General features: G+C 54.2%; 13 protein-coding genes. 10 read left to right on the forward strand and 3 right to left on the reverse strand.

All coding sequences use genetic code 11. From position 1 onward, the window contains the following. Positions 1–5: 5 nt before the first annotated feature. Complete coding sequence (locus IEY39_RS20745; protein ID WP_188935192.1) at positions 6–884, reverse strand: helix-turn-helix domain-containing protein; 879 nt, start codon at positions 882–884, stop codon at positions 6–8. A 129-nt stretch (positions 885–1,013) separates the two neighbouring features. Between IEY39_RS20745 and IEY39_RS20750 the strand changes: the two genes are divergently transcribed. From IEY39_RS20750 to IEY39_RS20770, 5 genes are read left to right on the forward strand one after another with little or no spacing between them, the layout of a single operon-like run. Continuing rightward, a complete protein-coding gene (locus IEY39_RS20750) occupies positions 1,014–2,867 on the forward strand; it encodes a sodium:solute symporter family protein (RefSeq protein ID WP_188935194.1) in 1,854 nt (617 codons plus the stop codon). A 19-nt stretch (positions 2,868–2,886) separates the two neighbouring features. Next, complete coding sequence (locus tag IEY39_RS20755) at positions 2,887–4,065, forward strand: glycoside hydrolase family 130 protein (protein ID WP_308423245.1); 1,179 nt, start codon at positions 2,887–2,889, stop codon at positions 4,063–4,065. Continuing rightward, entirely contained in the window at positions 4,062–5,252 is a 1,191-nt protein-coding gene (locus IEY39_RS20760; protein WP_188935196.1) for an AGE family epimerase/isomerase, read from the forward strand. The genes IEY39_RS20755 and IEY39_RS20760 overlap by 4 nt, the downstream gene beginning before the upstream one ends. A 26-nt stretch (positions 5,253–5,278) precedes the next feature. Further along, positions 5,279–5,959 carry an SGNH/GDSL hydrolase family protein gene (locus tag IEY39_RS20765; RefSeq protein ID WP_188935198.1) on the forward strand — a complete coding sequence of 227 codons (681 nt, stop codon included), beginning with the start codon at positions 5,279–5,281 and terminating at the stop codon, positions 5,957–5,959. 29 nt (positions 5,960–5,988) lie between these two features. Next, entirely contained in the window at positions 5,989–6,681 is a 693-nt protein-coding gene (locus IEY39_RS20770; RefSeq protein ID WP_188935203.1) for an SDR family NAD(P)-dependent oxidoreductase, read from the forward strand. A 33-nt stretch (positions 6,682–6,714) separates the two neighbouring features. On the opposite strand, the gene IEY39_RS20775 is transcribed toward IEY39_RS20770, so the two are convergent. Next, the gene (locus IEY39_RS20775) at positions 6,715–7,020 is read right to left on the reverse strand and encodes an early set domain-containing protein (protein WP_188935205.1); all 306 of its coding nucleotides are present in this window, start codon (positions 7,018–7,020) and stop codon (positions 6,715–6,717) included. 249 nt (positions 7,021–7,269) lie between these two features. On the opposite strand from IEY39_RS20775, the gene IEY39_RS20780 reads away from it, so the two are divergent. The 5 genes from IEY39_RS20780 to IEY39_RS20800 are packed head-to-tail and all read left to right on the forward strand — an operon-like array spanning position 7,270 to position 13,096. Continuing rightward, a complete protein-coding gene (locus tag IEY39_RS20780; protein ID WP_188935207.1) occupies positions 7,270–7,962 on the forward strand; it encodes a response regulator transcription factor in 693 nt (230 codons plus the stop codon). A 34-nt stretch (positions 7,963–7,996) separates the two neighbouring features. After that, positions 7,997–9,361, forward strand: coding sequence for a HAMP domain-containing sensor histidine kinase (locus IEY39_RS20785; protein WP_188935209.1), 1,365 nt, complete (start codon positions 7,997–7,999; stop codon positions 9,359–9,361). Positions 9,362–9,385: 24 nt separating this feature from the next. Then, complete coding sequence (locus tag IEY39_RS20790; RefSeq protein WP_188935211.1) at positions 9,386–11,011, forward strand: L-lactate permease; 1,626 nt, start codon at positions 9,386–9,388, stop codon at positions 11,009–11,011. Beyond that, positions 11,008–11,967 carry a D-2-hydroxyacid dehydrogenase gene (locus tag IEY39_RS20795; RefSeq protein ID WP_188935213.1) on the forward strand — a complete coding sequence of 320 codons (960 nt, stop codon included), beginning with the start codon at positions 11,008–11,010 and terminating at the stop codon, positions 11,965–11,967. The genes IEY39_RS20790 and IEY39_RS20795 overlap by 4 nt, the downstream gene beginning before the upstream one ends. A 16-nt stretch (positions 11,968–11,983) precedes the next feature. Further along, the gene (locus tag IEY39_RS20800) at positions 11,984–13,096 is read left to right on the forward strand and encodes a glycerate kinase (protein ID WP_188935215.1); all 1,113 of its coding nucleotides are present in this window, start codon (positions 11,984–11,986) and stop codon (positions 13,094–13,096) included. Here IEY39_RS20800 and IEY39_RS20805 read toward each other — a convergent pair. Continuing rightward, positions 13,046–15,685 (reverse strand): MGH1-like glycoside hydrolase domain-containing protein, encoded by a 2,640-nt coding sequence (locus IEY39_RS20805; RefSeq protein ID WP_188935216.1) that lies wholly within the window; start codon positions 15,683–15,685, stop codon positions 13,046–13,048. The genes IEY39_RS20800 and IEY39_RS20805 overlap by 51 nt on opposite strands. Positions 15,686–15,691: the final 6 nt, after the last annotated feature.

Raw genomic sequence — 15,691 nt, forward strand, 5'->3', positions numbered from 1 at the left:
CAGGCTTAAATAAATACTCTCGTTCCGGAATTGAAACTCTCCCTGAACTCCTTCGGGGTACAGGTCTTTTTCTTCTTGAAGATGCGGTTGAAATTGGAGATGTTGTTAAACCCGCAGTGGTAGGATATCTCTGATATGGAATGCGTCGTATCGATGAGCATCCGGGACGCATGTCCTAGCCTGATCTCGTTGAGACTATCGATAAAAGTGTTCCCCGTCCTTTTTTTTATAAACCGGCTAAAGGATACCTCCGTCATGCTCACCAGCCTCGCTACCTCGCCAAGCGTTATCGGCTTGTCATAGTTGCTGTTCATATACTCGAAAGCCTTTTCTATTCGCCTGCTGTTATATCTGAAATGCTGCTCGCTGAACGAAGCGTCCGACAGGGTCCGCATATCACGCGAAACAGACAGATCGTTCAATATCGCCAAAAGCTCGAGCACCGAACCGAACCCATTCCTCTGGTTGAGGGAAAGTATCCGCGGCGCCAACGCTTCAGCCGTCTCACGGGAAAAAAGAATGCCCTTCTGGCTCTTGTCGATCATCCCGCGGATAAAGCTCAATTGATTGCGCTGGAGCAGCTTCTCTTCAAAAAGGTCTTTGTGCCACTGTATCGTTACTTCCCTTATCTCTTCGCTTTTGCATTGATGTGTGAACCAGGCGTGATATAGGTTGGGGCCCACCAGCACCAATTCGAGGTCGTCGATGGTATCGATATGGTCTCCGACAATGCGTCTAGCTCCTTTCGCATTGATTATCAGGTTTAATTCCAGTTCCTCGTGATAATGTAAGGGGAAAGTGAATTCTTTTTTAACCCGGGAGAAGATCGTAAAACAGTCGTTTTGCGTGAGTGGGGTAATCTCCCGGATGATGTTCGTACTCATATGGCAGTCGGTCTTAAGTTAGCTAAAGATAGATAAGAAAGTAGTACCCGGCCCGGCGAAAATAGGATATCTTACCTCCATGAGACACTTCTTTTTGCCAATTTGCTGCTCGTCCTGCTATTTTACGATATGAAGCTGCGACTACCTGACCTTGCCATCTTAATAGCCTACCTGATCACCATGGTAATCATCGGGTGGGTGCTACGCAAAAAAGCCAGGCAGAACAAGGTGAACTACCTGCTGGGCGGAAAATCCCTTCCCTGGTATATGCTTGGCCTCAGCGATGCTTCCGATATGTTCGACATCTCCGGAACGATGTGGATGGTCAGTCTCTGCTTTGTATATGGGATGAAAAGCATCTGGATCCCCTGGCTCTGGCCCGTCTTTAACCAGGTCTTCCTGATGGTCTATCTCTCCCGCTGGCTTCGGCGGTCGAATGCGACTACCGGCGCGGAATGGCTGGCCACACGTTTTGGCCGCTCCGGACCCGGCGTGCGCGCTTCGCACAACATCGTAGTGGCCTTCGCCCTGCTCAGCTGCCTGGGATTTATGGCCTATGGCTTCGTAGGATTGGGTAAATTCATGCAGATCTTCATCCCCTGGGAATCGGTGCGCCCCTATATCCCTTTCAGCGTTCTGCCGTCATATGTCCCCCATTTTTATGGCATCGTCTTTACTCTCTTCGCAATGTTCTATTCTATCCTCGGAGGCATGCACAGCATCGTTCTCGGCGATGTCATCAAATACGTGCTCATGACCATTGCCTGTATCAGCATCGGTGTTATCGCCATGCTCCGGCTACACCAACAGGGACACCCCCTCGCGGTTCCTCACTCCTGGTTCAACCCTTTCTTTGGCTGGCGTCTCCACCTCGATTGGAAGGGAATTGTCGACGACGCCAACAAAAAGATTGCCGCCGACGGCTTCTCCCTCTTTGGCATTTTCTTTATGATGATGTCGTTCAAAGGCATTTTTGCAAGCCTGGCCGGCCCCGCACCCAATTACGACATGCAGAAAGTGCTCAGCACCCGCAGCCCGGAAGAAGCCAGTAAGATGAGCGGCTTTGTATCTATCATCCTCTTACCCGTTCGCTATTCCATGATCATTGGTCTCACCGTGCTGGCCCTCCTGTATTACAACACCATCAGCAGCGACTTGCAGACACCGGATGGGACGGATTTTGAAAAGATATTACCGGCCACGATCAATAGTTTTCTCCCCGTAGGGCTGATGGGCGTTGTCCTGACGGGGTTGTTGGGCGCCTTCATGGGCACCTTCTCAGGCACGCTCAATGCCGCACAGGCCTATCTCGTCAATGACATCTATCTCAAATATGTCAACCCGGCAGCGTCCAACCGCCGCACCATCTCCATGAATTACCTGGCCGGGATCATCGTCGTCATCACCGGCATCGTCCTGGGGCTGTTTGTACGCGACGTCAACACCGTCCTGCAATGGATAGTATCGGGGCTCTACGGTGGCTATATAGCCCCCAATCTCCTGAAATGGCACTGGTGGCGCTTCAACGCAAGAGGCTTCTTCTGGGGCATGCTAGCCGGCATCCTCCCCGCCATCGCTCTCGCCGTCCTGAAATACCAGAATGTGCTACAGGGCCTCGACCTCTACTACTGGCCGGTGCTTTTCCTGCTGTCCATAGCCGGCTCCGTCATCGGCTCCTATAGCGCCCCGCCAACAGATATGGATACGTTGAAAACCTTTTACCGAACGGTAAGACCCTGGGGGCTGTGGAAACCCGTCCATCAACAAGTGCTTAAGGACGACCCTTCTTTTGTTGCCAACAGCAACTTCCGCCGCAACATGTTCAACATCGCCCTGGGCATCATCGCTCAGCTTTGCCTGACCCTGCTGCCGATGTATGTCGTGTTGGGGTTGAAAATGCCGCTGCTGATCAATTCGGCCCTGTTGCTGGCGATCATTCTCATCCTCAAAAAAACCTGGTGGAACAGACTCAAAGAGTACTGATTAAATATAAAAACCACACATGATGAAGACTTTGTTTAACGAAAGGCTTGCCCAGTTGAAAGAACTCTATACCGAACTAACTCTGCGGGCTAACGAACCGCAATTGCCGGGTAATGGCATCTTCCTTAGGTATAAGCACCCGATTCTCACGGCTGCCCATATTCCGCTTTTCTGGCGTTACGATCTCGACGAAGAAGCCAACCCCTTCCTCATGGAGCGGTTTGGCGTCAATGGGGTATTCAACGCCGGCGCCATCAAATGGAACAACCGATATGCCATCATGGTCAGGGTCGAAGGCCGGGACAGGAAATCTTTTTTCGCCATCGCCGACAGCCCCAACGGCATCGACAACTTCCGGTTCTGGGATTCCCCGGTTCACATGCCCGGCACAGACAACCCCGAGACAAATATTTATGACATCCGGCTTACCCGCCATGAGGACGGATTCATCTATGGACTGTTCTGCACCGAAAAGCGAGACCCCGAAGCGCCGGTGTCCGACCAGTCGGCGGCTGTGGCCCAATGCGGCATCGCCCGTACCCTCGACCTGGTGACCTGGCAACGGCTGGCCGATCTCGAAACCACGAGCCCCCAGCAACGCAACGTTGTCCTCCACCCGGAATTTGTCACCGGAAAATATGCTTTCTATACCCGGCCCCAGGATAGTTTTATCGATGCCGGCACCGGCGGCGGGGTAGGCTTCGGACTCGCCGATTCCATTACCCATGCCGTCGTCGAAAAAGAAATCATCATCGATGCCCGCCGTTATCATACGATCAATGAATCAAAGAATGGCCTTGGCCCCCAGCCGATAAAGACCCGTCTCGGGTGGCTTCATCTCGCCCATGGCGTTCGCAACACCGCTGCCGGCCTCCGTTATACCCTCTATCTGTTCATGACCGACCTGCACGACCTTACCCGCGTTCTCTATAAACCCGGCGGCTACCTGCTTGCCCCAAGAGGGGAGGAGAGGGTCGGAGACGTCTCCAATGTTCTCTTCTGCAACGGCTGGATTGCCGACGAGGATGGCCGGGTCTTCATCTATTATGCATCTTCGGATACGCGGATGCACGTAGCCACCACCACCATCGAACAGTTGCTGGACTACGTCGTCAATACACCCGAAGATAAAGGGACATCCGCCGGCTCTGTCGATACCCTCCAGCATATCATCGATAAGAATAAGGCTTTTCTATGAACAGCATCACCTACCAGGAAGAGATGAGCAGGGAATTGCAGTCTATCCTGCAGTATTGGATGCTGAATACACCCGACGAAAAGCAGGGCGGGTTCATCGGGCGCATAGACGAAGACGACAGACCCCATCCCGAAGCGCCGAAAGGACTTGTGCTCAACAGCCGCATCCTCTGGTCATTCAGCGCCGCCTGGCGCTATACCGGCCAGTGGATCTATCGCCCCGTCGCTACCCGTGCCTATGATTATCTCATTGCGCATTTCCTCGACCGGGAGTCAGGTGGCGCCTTCTGGAGCCTCGACGCCGCCGGCCGGCCACTCAACACCCGCAAACAGATCTATGGCCAGGCCTTTGCCCTTTATGGCCTCAGCGAATACTACCGCGCCACCGGCGACCAGGCCGTCCTGGGCGAGGCCATCCGGCTCTACCAGACTATCGAAGAGCGTAGTTTCGACCAGGTATACAACGGCTACTTCGAAGCCTTTAGCCGCGACTGGCAACCCCTTGAAGACCTTCGCCTCAGCGAAAAGGACGCCAATGAGCAAAAGACTACGAACACCCACCTGCATGTGCTGGAGGCGTATACTACCCTCTACGCCGTATGGCCGGATACTGGCCTTCGCGGGAAGATCCGTCAGTTGCTCGCAGTATTTACCAACCACATCCTCGATCCGGCTACCGGTCACCTCGGCCTGTTCTTTAGCGCGGACTGGCAGCCGATGTCGCAGCTCATCTCTTACGGGCATGACATCGAAGCCGCCTGGCTGCTGCATGAGGCCGCACTTGTCATCGAAGACGAAGAATGGATCCGCATCACAGCTGGATTATGCCTGAAATTGGCGGATGTAACCCTTGAAGGACTGGACGAAGAAGACGGCGGACTCTGGCACGAAAAAGAAGAAGATGGACTTGTCCGCGAGAAACACTGGTGGCCACAGGCCGAAGCAATGGTCGGCTTTCTGCGCGCCTGGACCATCAGCGGCGAATCCCGCTGGTGGGAAAAATCTAAAACAGTGTGGTCCTTCGTCAAACACTATATCCGCGAGTCCAATGGAAAGGAATGGTATTGGGGCGTAAGGGCCGATCATACTCCCATGCCGGGACATGAAAAGGCCGGCTTCTGGAAATGTCCCTATCACAACAGTCGTGCCTGTCTCGAGGTTATAAGAACTCTTGAAAAAATCCCGTAGGTTTGGCCTTAGAAAAAACAAAAACAATGCGACTGCTCCCCCGTACGGCAATCATCATGATCCTTTTCACGGCCACGACCATTATGGCATTTACCCGCAGACCGCAAAGGGTCATCTTCTTCGGCGACTCCATCACGGCTCAGGGCGCAAGACCCGGAGGCTACATCACGCGAATGAAAGATGCGCTGGTCCAAAAAGGTCTTGCCAACGACTACGAACTCATCGGCGCCGGCATCGGCGGCAATAAGGTTACCGATCTCTATCTGCGTATGGATGACGATGTGCTGGCTCAGAATCCGGATGTCGTTTTCATCTACATCGGCGTCAACGATGTCTGGCACAAGGCCATGTTTGGCACAGGCACCGACATCGACAAATTCGAGAAATTCTATACGGCGATCATAAATAAATTATTGGACAGGCATATTCGCGTCATCCTTTGCACGCCCGCCGTCATTGGCGAAAAGACGGATTTCACCAACCAGCAGGATGGCGACCTCAATGCCTACTCCCAGGTGATACGCAATCTTGCGCAGAAATTTCATTGCGGTCTTGTCGATCTCCGTGAGACCTTTCATACATATGAGTTGAGGAATAATCCCGGCAATAAGGATTCCAGCGTTCTCACGCATGACAGAGTGCATCTCAATGATAACGGCAATCAATTGGTAGCGGATAAAATGTTGGAAGCGCTTTTGGCAAAATAGCCGGACCTTTGCCTTTATAAATCTTTCATATGCCAAAGACCATTCTTATCACCGGCGCCAACGGCGGACTTGGCTCGGTCACCGTAAAGACATTCCTCGAAAAAGGCCATAAGGTAATTGCCGTCGACGAGTCGGGTACGCATCTTGGCTTTGCCGCCGGTCACAAAAATTTCGAACACAAAACCGTCGATGCGACCAACGAGGCGGCAGTGAGCACGTTTGTCGAAGAGATCATTGAATTGTACGACACCATCGATGGGGCCTTGCTGCTGGTGGGCGGCTTTGCCATGGGCGATATAAAGGCTGCCGATGGCGAAGCCCTGCGAAAAATGTACTCCCTCAACTTCGAGACCGCCTATTTTTTCGCCCGCCCCCTCTTTCAGCACATGCTGGAGCAAGGAAAGGGCCGCCTCGTTTTCATGGGCGCGCGCACCGCGCTTCATCCCGAACAGGGAAAAGGGGCATTGGCCTATGCCCTGACAAAATCACTTCTTTTCCGCCTGGCTGAATTGCTGAATGCTACCGCAAAAGGTAAGAATGTGGTGGCTTCCGTCGTGGCCCCTTCCACCATCGACACCCCGTTGAACCGGAAGGACATGCCGAACGCGGACTTCTCCGCCTGGGTAGACCCCGCCGACATCGCCACCCTGCTGGAATTCATCTGCAGCGATGAATCAAAAGCGCTTCGCGAACCGATCTATAAAATATACAACAATGCCTAAATAAAAAGCGGTCCGTGAGGACCGCTTTTTATTTCAAACAGTTAGTACGCTGTTCCACCCCGTCGCGCCATCTGGCTCACGTAACCGGTTTTCAATGTCTTCCATCCACATCTTGTCGTCAATACAGAACTTGTAATAGTACTTGCCCTTCGGAAGCATAGGAATCGAAACTTGCCAGGAACCATCTTTGGCCGGATGCATCTGTAACTCATCAGGCGCCCAATGATTGAAGGAACCGGCTAGGGCAATGTGGGCTGCGGATGTTGCGTTGAGATGATGAACGTAGAACTCGATCGTTTTCTTCCGCCGGTTGATATACGGCGACTCGCGAACTTTCATAGCAACCCCCTTTTTTATAGATTTTAAAATTGCTTTCGCTAGGATACATTCAAAATAACAGCAATCGGGAATTCTACGGAAGGGTAAATAGGGAAGAGTTCACAAAATTTACACTTTTTTCCGACATATTGCAAGATGTTGGGACGTTTATTTTGCTAAATCGGTTTAATTTCTTTTTAATCGTTCAGAGGGATAGGAACCACAGGAAAAAGATAAATTAGCGCTCTAGCAGACAACAGAAAACGTATTATGGCGGAAACAAAGATCTTATTGGTTGAGGACGAAAAAAAGATAGCAGAGTCCCTCCGCAAGGGGCTTACTGAACAGCATTATGAGGTCGATGTAGCCTACGACGGCGTCAGCGGCAGGAAACTTTTCGATACCAATACCTACGATCTCGCCATCCTCGATATCAACCTTCCCCTCATGAACGGCTATGAATTGGCCCGCCATATCCGCAGCTTCAACGAGGACATCCTCGTCATCATGCTCACCGCCATGAATACAACGGAAGACAAGATCGAGGGCTTCGAAGCCGGAGCCGACGACTATATCGTAAAACCCTTCGACTTCCTGGAGCTGCTGGTGCGCATCCGGGCCCTCCTGAAACGCCTCCACCACCAGCCCGCCACGGGCGGTAACATCCTCAAAGTGGGCGATCTGATCATGAACCTCGATAGTAAGGAGGTTTCCCGCGAAGGCAGGAATATTCCCCTGACGGCAAAAGAATTCCAGCTCCTCGAATATTTTATCCGTAACAAAAACAAGGTCGTCTCCCGTATCGACATCGCTCTCAATGTTTGGGACATCGATTTCGACACCAAAACAAATGTCATCGACGTGTATGTCAACTTCCTCCGGAAAAAAATAGAAAAAGACTTTTCTTCCAAGCTCATTTATACGCAGGTAGGAATGGGCTATGTGTTGAAAGAAACCCCATAAGCCAAAGCCCCTCGTGAAGATCCGCTACAAAATAATGTTGCTTTTTACGCTGCTGGTCACGGCGATCATCTCCCTGCTGACGGCCTCGGTGTACTATTTTATCCGGTTCGAACGCAAAGAGGTGTTCGAGAAGCGCCTGAAAGCCCGGGCAACCTACAATACCAATCTCTACTCCATCGCGGGGGACAGCGGGCTCAGCCTTTTACGCCGCATCGATTCCGTCTCCCTCATCGGGGCCTCGGTGAGCCGCAGCATCGGCATGTACACCGACCAGGGAAAAGTGCTGTATAAGTTCGAAATGCCCGGCACCGCCCCCCTCAGGATCACCCCTCAGCTGCTCGAAGAAGCAAGAGTCAACGGAGAGACTTACTTTACCATGGACAACCGCGAGGCGGTGGCCATCCACCGGAATGCCGGGAAAAGGGATTTCATCGTCGTCGTAGCAGGCCATGATGACGACGGCATCGAAAGAGTGGAGACGCTGAACAAGATCCTGCTCATCAGCCTTATCCTCGCGGTATGCCTTACAGCCATCGTCAGTTTCCTCTTTGCCCGGCAATTACTCCGCCCCATCACCCAGATCATCCGGGAAGTAAAGGAGATATCTTCCTTCGACCTCTCGCAGCGGGTCCGCGCCGGCACCGGCCAGGACGAGATGAGCCAATTGGGTAATACCTTCAACGATCTCCTGAGCAGGCTACAGGAAGCCTTTGCCATCCAGCGCCGCTTCATCTCCAATGCTTCACACGAACTGTCCACCCCGCTGACCTCCGTCTCCAGCCAGGTGGAGGTGATCCTCCAAAAAGACCGCTCCGCCGATGAATACAAACAGGTGCTGTCCTCTGTCCGGGAGGATGTTCAACAGATGCGGCTACTGACAAAAAGCCTGCTGGAGATCGCCAAAACCGGCTCCCAGGGCGGTATCGAGCTCAACGAGGTGCGTGTCGATGAAGTGCTCATGAAAGTGGTGGGGGAAGTAAAGAAAGGGAGCGCCGACTATAGCGTAGAGCTCGATTTTGGTGAATTCCCGGAAGATGAAAAAGATTTCGTGGTCTTTGGCAACAGCGAGCTGCTTTACATCGCAGTAAAGAATGTGGTAGAGAACGGCTGCAAGTATTCGCCCGACAAACGGTCGGAAGTAGACCTCAGCTTCGCCCATCACAAGATCTTCGTCCGGGTTCTCAACCAGGGCGCCGTTATCCCCGCCGAAGAGTTGACCCAGATCTTTCAGCCTTTCTACCGCGGAGCCGCAACAGCCGCAACCCGTGGCTTTGGTCTGGGCCTGGCCATGGCCGAACGCATCATCGCCCTGCACAAAGGGACCATCCATGTCACTTCCGACGAGGCCAGTGGCACTAACTTTACTATCGAGCTTCCCGCGATAAAGATCTTCAACTAAGCATTTTTTTCACGATATTCAAGGATGGTATGGAATCAGGTTATAGATCCATTTCACAACCTGCTGGCATCCGCAGGCGTTGCTGTCATCCCTGTCCTGGTCATCTTCTGGGCCCTCGTCCTCCGCAAAATGAAGGGCTACCAGGCCAGCCTGCTCGCTATTGTCGCAGCCCTCATCATCGCCATCCTCGTCTATCGGATGCCGGTGGGCCTGGCCCTGCTTTCGATAGGCAACGGAGCCCTCTACGGGCTATTTCCCATTTGCTGGATCATCCTCCCCGCCGTCTTCCTGTTCAATTGCGCCGTCCATAGCGGGCAATTCGGCATCATCCGCCAATTCATGGCCTCCATCACCCCCGACAGAAGGATACAGGCCCTGCTCATCGCCTTTTCCTTTGGCTCCTTCCTGGAAGGTACAGCAGGCTTTGGCGCCCCTGTGGCAATTACGGCAGCCATGCTCACCGGATTGGGCTTTAATCCCCTCTACGCCGCTGGTCTCTGTCTCATCGCCAACACCGCCCCCGTGGCCTTTGGTTCCATCGGCATCCCCATCACCGTCGCCCACCAGGTGACCGGGCTCCCCGAACAGGCCCTTTCCGCTATCATCGGTCGTACCCTTCCCTTCCTGTCCGCCCTCCTGCCGTTCTACCTGGTGACGCTGATGGCGGGCTTCCGGCAGGCCCGCGAGGTAGCGCCGGCAGCATTGGTCTCTGGCCTCTCTTTTGCCATCATTCAATTTCTTACGGCCAACTACCTGGGGCCGGCTCTCCCCGATGTGCTGGCTGGCATCGGCTCCATCATCAGCTTGCTGGTCCTGCTACGATGGTGGCGGCCTCGCACCATCTGGCATTTTCCCGAAGAACCGGCGGCGGTACAGGAGACGGGGTCGCTTCCTTATAACCGATTATTATGGGCGATGACCCCCTTCATCCTGCTCACTATCATGATCATCATTTGGGGACTGCCGCCGGTAAAGAACTGGCTCACGGCCAGGGGTACCCTTCAATTTGCCATCCCGGGTTTGCACAATGTTATCCGTGAACACAATGGCAGCCTGCGGCCCCACATCTTTGTGCTCAATTATGGGTCGGCGGCCGGCACAGCTGTCCTCCTCGCAGCCCTCTTCGCCCTGCCCCTTTCCGGAATGACACTAAAACAAGGGGCACAGGTCTTCGCCGCCACACTCCGGCAACTGCGTTTTCCCATCCTCACCATCGCAGTGGTGCTGGCCTTTGCCTACCTGATGAACGACTCAGGCATTACTCAAACCATTGCCGGCGTACTGGCGGGCACCGGTATCCTCTTTCCATTTTTTTCACCCCTGCTCGGCTGGCTGGGCGTCTTTATCACCGGATCGGATACTTCTTCCAATGCGCTTTTTGGTAAATTGCAGGCGTCTACGGCGACATCCATCGGCGTCGACCCGCTCGTCACCGTGGGCGCTAACGCTTCGGGCGGTGTCATCGGCAAAATGATCTCGCCTCAATCGATTGCCGTGGCGGCGGCCGCAGGGCAATTGGTCGGAAAAGAATCCGATCTCTTCCGGTTCACCGTCCGCCACAGTTTTATTTTGTTGTGCATCATCTGCTGCATCGTTCTGGCGCAGGCCTATCTGTTCAAGTGGATGATCCCAATCTATACACACTCATGAAGATAATCGCTATCGACGGCTACACGCTCAACCCTGGAGACCTATCCTGGGATCCCTGGCGCCAATACGGCGATCTCACCGTCCATGACCGTACCCCTTACGAAACCACTGCCATCGTCGAACGTTGTGCAGGCGCCGAAGCGGTGCTCACCAACAAAACCCCGTTTTCTGCGGCTACGCTGGCGCAACTCCCCGCATTAAAATATATCGGGGTCACCGCCACCGGGTATAATATGGTCGACCTTGCTGCCGCAAAACGGCAAGGCATCATAGTGACCAATGTGCCGGGTTATGGCACTGCCTCGGTAGTGCAGATGACCTTTGCCCTCTTGTTGGAGCTGACGCTTCGCGTCCAGCGGCACAGCGATGCGGTGATGGAAGGCAAATGGTCCCGCTCGCCCGATTTCAGCTTTTGGGAGTATCCTTTGGTCGAATTGGCCAGCAAGACCATGGGCATCATCGGCATGGGCCACATCGGCAGTAAGGTGGCAGACATCGCAACGGCTTTCGGCATGACCATTCTTGGCAACAGCCGTACACAAACCGACCAGTCCCATCGCCCCAATTTTTCCTGGGCGACCATCCCCGAGCTGCTCGCGCAATCTGATGTGGTTAGCATCCATGCCCCGCTCTTTCCCGAGACACAGGGACTCATCAATAAAGAGACCCTGGCCATGATGAAACCGTCAGCCTTCTTGCTGAATACCTCCCGGGGACCCATCATCGTAGAGCACGATCTGGCCGACGCCCTAAACACCGGTCGCATCGCAGGCGCAGGCCTGGACGTGCTGTCTGTAGAACCGCCACCTGCTGATAACCCGCTTTTCAAAGCAAAGAACTGTATCATCACCCCACATATCTCCTGGGCGACAAAAGAGGCCCGGACGCGACTGATGACGGCTACGCTGGCCAATTTCACCGCCTGGAGATCGGGTAATCCTATAAACGTCCTGTAAATCTTCCGCCACCGGCATGAACATCCTCATCGCCCCCAACGCTTTTAAGAATAGCCTCCCGGCGGATGGCGCGGCTACAGCCATCCTGTTGGGACTACAGCAAAGCCGCCTCCACTTCACCGGTGAATGCTTTCCTGTCGGCGATGGTGGCGACGGCACAGGCGACCTGCTTATAAAAAAGCTCGGTGGCGTCGTCCTCGAAGCACCGGTCCGCGATCCATTTGGCAGGGAGCGACAAGCCACCTTCGGCTTCATCCCAGCGAGCGAAACCGCCATCATCGAAATGGCAAACGCCTCCGGCATCCGCCTGCTAAAGAAGACCGAACTCGATCCGCTACGTGCGTTATCCACCGGCACGGGCGATCTCATCCGGGCGGCCCTGGATCAAAATGCCCGGCATATTATCATCGGCATGGGCGGTTCCGCAACCGTCGACGGCGGAGCAGGTATCCTGACGGCATTGGGTGTCCGCTTTACGGATGAAGCCATAGACACCTCCGGCCTTGATCCACGTCTCGCCGCCACAGAACTCACCATCCTTTGTGACGTAGATAATCCCCTGCTTGGCCCGCGCGGCGCTGCTGCCGTCTTCGGTCCTCAGAAGGGCGCTTCACCACATGCCGTCCAACAGCTCGAAGCCAATCTGCAGCGACTGGCCGACAACATCTATAAAACAACAGGGAAAGATATTACCACCATTCCATCGGGTGGTACTGCCGGTGGCGCCGCCGCCGGCTTATATGGCGTGCTCAACGCCAGCCTTGTCAACGGGATCGAATATTTTCTGCAACTCACCGGCTTCGATGATGCATTGCAGCACAGCGACCTCGTCATCACCGGCGAAGGCAGCATCGACGAACAGACCCTCCGGGGTAAGGCGCCCTTCGGCGTAGCCCTCCACGCAAAGCATGCAGGCATCCCCGTCATCGGCCTGGCAGGCAAGCTCCCGCAAAACACCACCAGACTGGATGACTACTTCGATGTTCTCCTGTCCATCAGCCGGCGCCTCGTACCTCCGGCCGAAGCAATAAAACATACCGCCGCCAACCTTACCGCCACGAGCCGCGCCCTCGGCAACTTATTGGCCCTGGGTCTTGTGCGCCTTGATCAGCGCGGACCACTTCTGTAGGAATATTAACTTACTCACTAACCCCGTCCACCCCGTCTGGTGCGAAGCGCCAAGCCCCTTCCCGCTATCCCCATCGAAATATTCGAAGAACAACACATAATCCCTGAAATGCGGGTCATGCTGCATTTTGTCATTATTGCCAAACACCGCCCGCCGACCCTTCTCGTCCCGCAGGAAAAGCTTTGCCAATCGCATCGACAGCTCGTCGCCGATCTCACTCAGCGTCCGCAGCTTACCGGAATGAGTCGGGTATTCGATCTTGAAATCGTCCCCATAATAATGATGGAACCGCTGCAACGCCTCGATGATGAGGAAATTCATCGGCATCCAGATCGGCCCCCGCCAGTTGGAATTGCCGCCAAATAAAGGAACCGGGGACTCGCCCGGCGTATATTTTACGGACAACAGCTGCCCGTCCACCTGAAACTGGAAAGGATGCTGCTCATATACTTTGGATAGCGATCGGATCCCATGATCGCTCAGGAATTCGGTTTCGTCCAGCATCCGGTAGAGGATACGTTTCACCCGGTGTCCCCGCAACAACGACAACAGGTGCTTTTGATCCGACCCCATCTCATGCCAGCGGGAAACCAGCGCGGCAAGATCGGGCCGGTTGTCAAGCAGCCACTTCAGCCGCTTGGCGAACTCCGGCAGCGCTTGCAGGCACTCGTCGTCGATGACCTCGACGGCAAACAAGGGGATCAGTCCTACCATCGACCGCATCCTCATCCGGACGCTGTAATCCCCGGGCATGCGCACCGTGTCGTAAAAAAATTCATCTTCGTTGTCCCAAAGCCCGTCCGTGCCGGTGCCCATATTGGCCATGGCCGCGGCAATATGCAAAAAGTGCTCGAAGAACTTATTGGCCATATCCTGGTACACCGGGTTCGTAATCGAAAGCTCCAGGGCTATGCGCATGAGGTTCAGCGAATACATGGCCATCCAGCTGGTGCCATCCGCCTGTTCGAGCCGACCGCCATCGGGGAGCTGGGTGTTGCGGTCGAAGACCCCGATATTATCCATGCCCAGGAAACCGCCTTCGAAGATATTATTGCCCTCGGCATCTTTCCGGTTGACCCACCAGGTGAAATTCAGCAGCAGTTTATGAAAAACGGTCTCCAGGAAGGCATGATCACCCTTCCCGCCGTTCATTGCCTTTTCGATCTCATATACCCGGTAGGCCGCCCATGCATGCACCGGCGGGTTGGCATCACTGAATACCCATTCATAGGCCGGCAACTGCCCGTTGGGGTGCATATACCAGTCATGTGTCAACAAGAGTAGCTGATGCTTGGCAAAATCCACATCGATGAGGGCAAAAATGATACAGTGAAAGGCGAGATCCCATGCGGCATACCAGGGGTACTCCCATTTGTCGGGCATGGAGATGATGTTGCTGTTCTTCAGGTGAAACCATTCATGGTTTCTGCCCTTCAGCCGTTGCGGGGGCGGAGCTGGCTGCCCCGGGTCGCCTTTCAACCAGTCCTCGACGTTGTAGATATAGAGCTGCTTGTTCCAGAGCATTCCGGCAAAACCCTGCCGCTGCACCAGCCGCTGATCCGCGTCCGTGATATCCTTTTGCAGTTCGTCATAGAATTCGTCCGTCTCCCTGATCCTGTCCTCGAACACCTGGTCATAGTCCCTGAAAGGCGAACCGGTACACGTCCGCGACAGCCGAAGCCGGACGGTCGTGGAGCCGCCGCCGGGGACCATCCGCTCGTAGTTCAAGGCCACCTTGGTCCCCTGCTGGTAATTGATGGCCTGGGCATTGCCATTCACGATAAATTCCTGAACGCCGTCCTTATAATAGCCCGGCTTTTCAATACCATAAAACCGGCGGACATTGGTTTCGTTGTCACAATAAAGATGCATATCCGTCTCATCCCCATATAATCCCCAATCCCCGCCAAGGTCCCGGTGCTGAATAATGATATGACCTTCATTCGACGACATCATCAGCGGCTTATATTCATCGGTACCCCAGCTCCACGTATTACGAAACCAGGCCGTAGGAATGATATGCAACGGGGCGGCATGCGGCCCCCGGTTGTACGCCGTTATCCGTACAAAGATGTCCTCCATGTCCGACTTGGCATATTCGATAAAGATGTCGAAGTACTCATCCTTGTCAAAAATACCCGTATCCAGCAGCTCGAACTCCGGCTCCAGCCTGCCGCGCTTCTTGTTCTCCGCTCTCAGCTGCTCGTAGGGAAAGGCGGCATGCGGATATTTGTACAACATCTTCATGTAGGAGTGGGTAGGGGAGGAGTCGAGGTAATAATACAGCTCCTTCACATCCTCTCCATGGTTGCCCTCATAGTTGTTGAGCCCGAAAAGCCGCTCTTTCAATATCGGGTCTTTCTTATTCCAAAAGCTGAGGGCAAAACAAAGATGCTGCCGTTTGTCGGCAAAGCCCCCGATGCCTTCCTCGCCCCAGCGCCAGGCCTTGCTGTAGGCCATTTCATGCGTGGTATACGTCCATGCCTGCCCATCGGGACTATAGTCTTCGCGAACTGTCCCCCATTGCCGATCGGAAAGGTAAGGGCCCCATTTCTTCCAGTCGGGAGTTTTTAAACGTTCTTTCTCCATGAGTAA

Source organism: Puia dinghuensis, from assembly GCF_014642875.1.
Lineage (GTDB): Bacteria > Bacteroidota > Bacteroidia > Chitinophagales > Chitinophagaceae > Puia > Puia dinghuensis.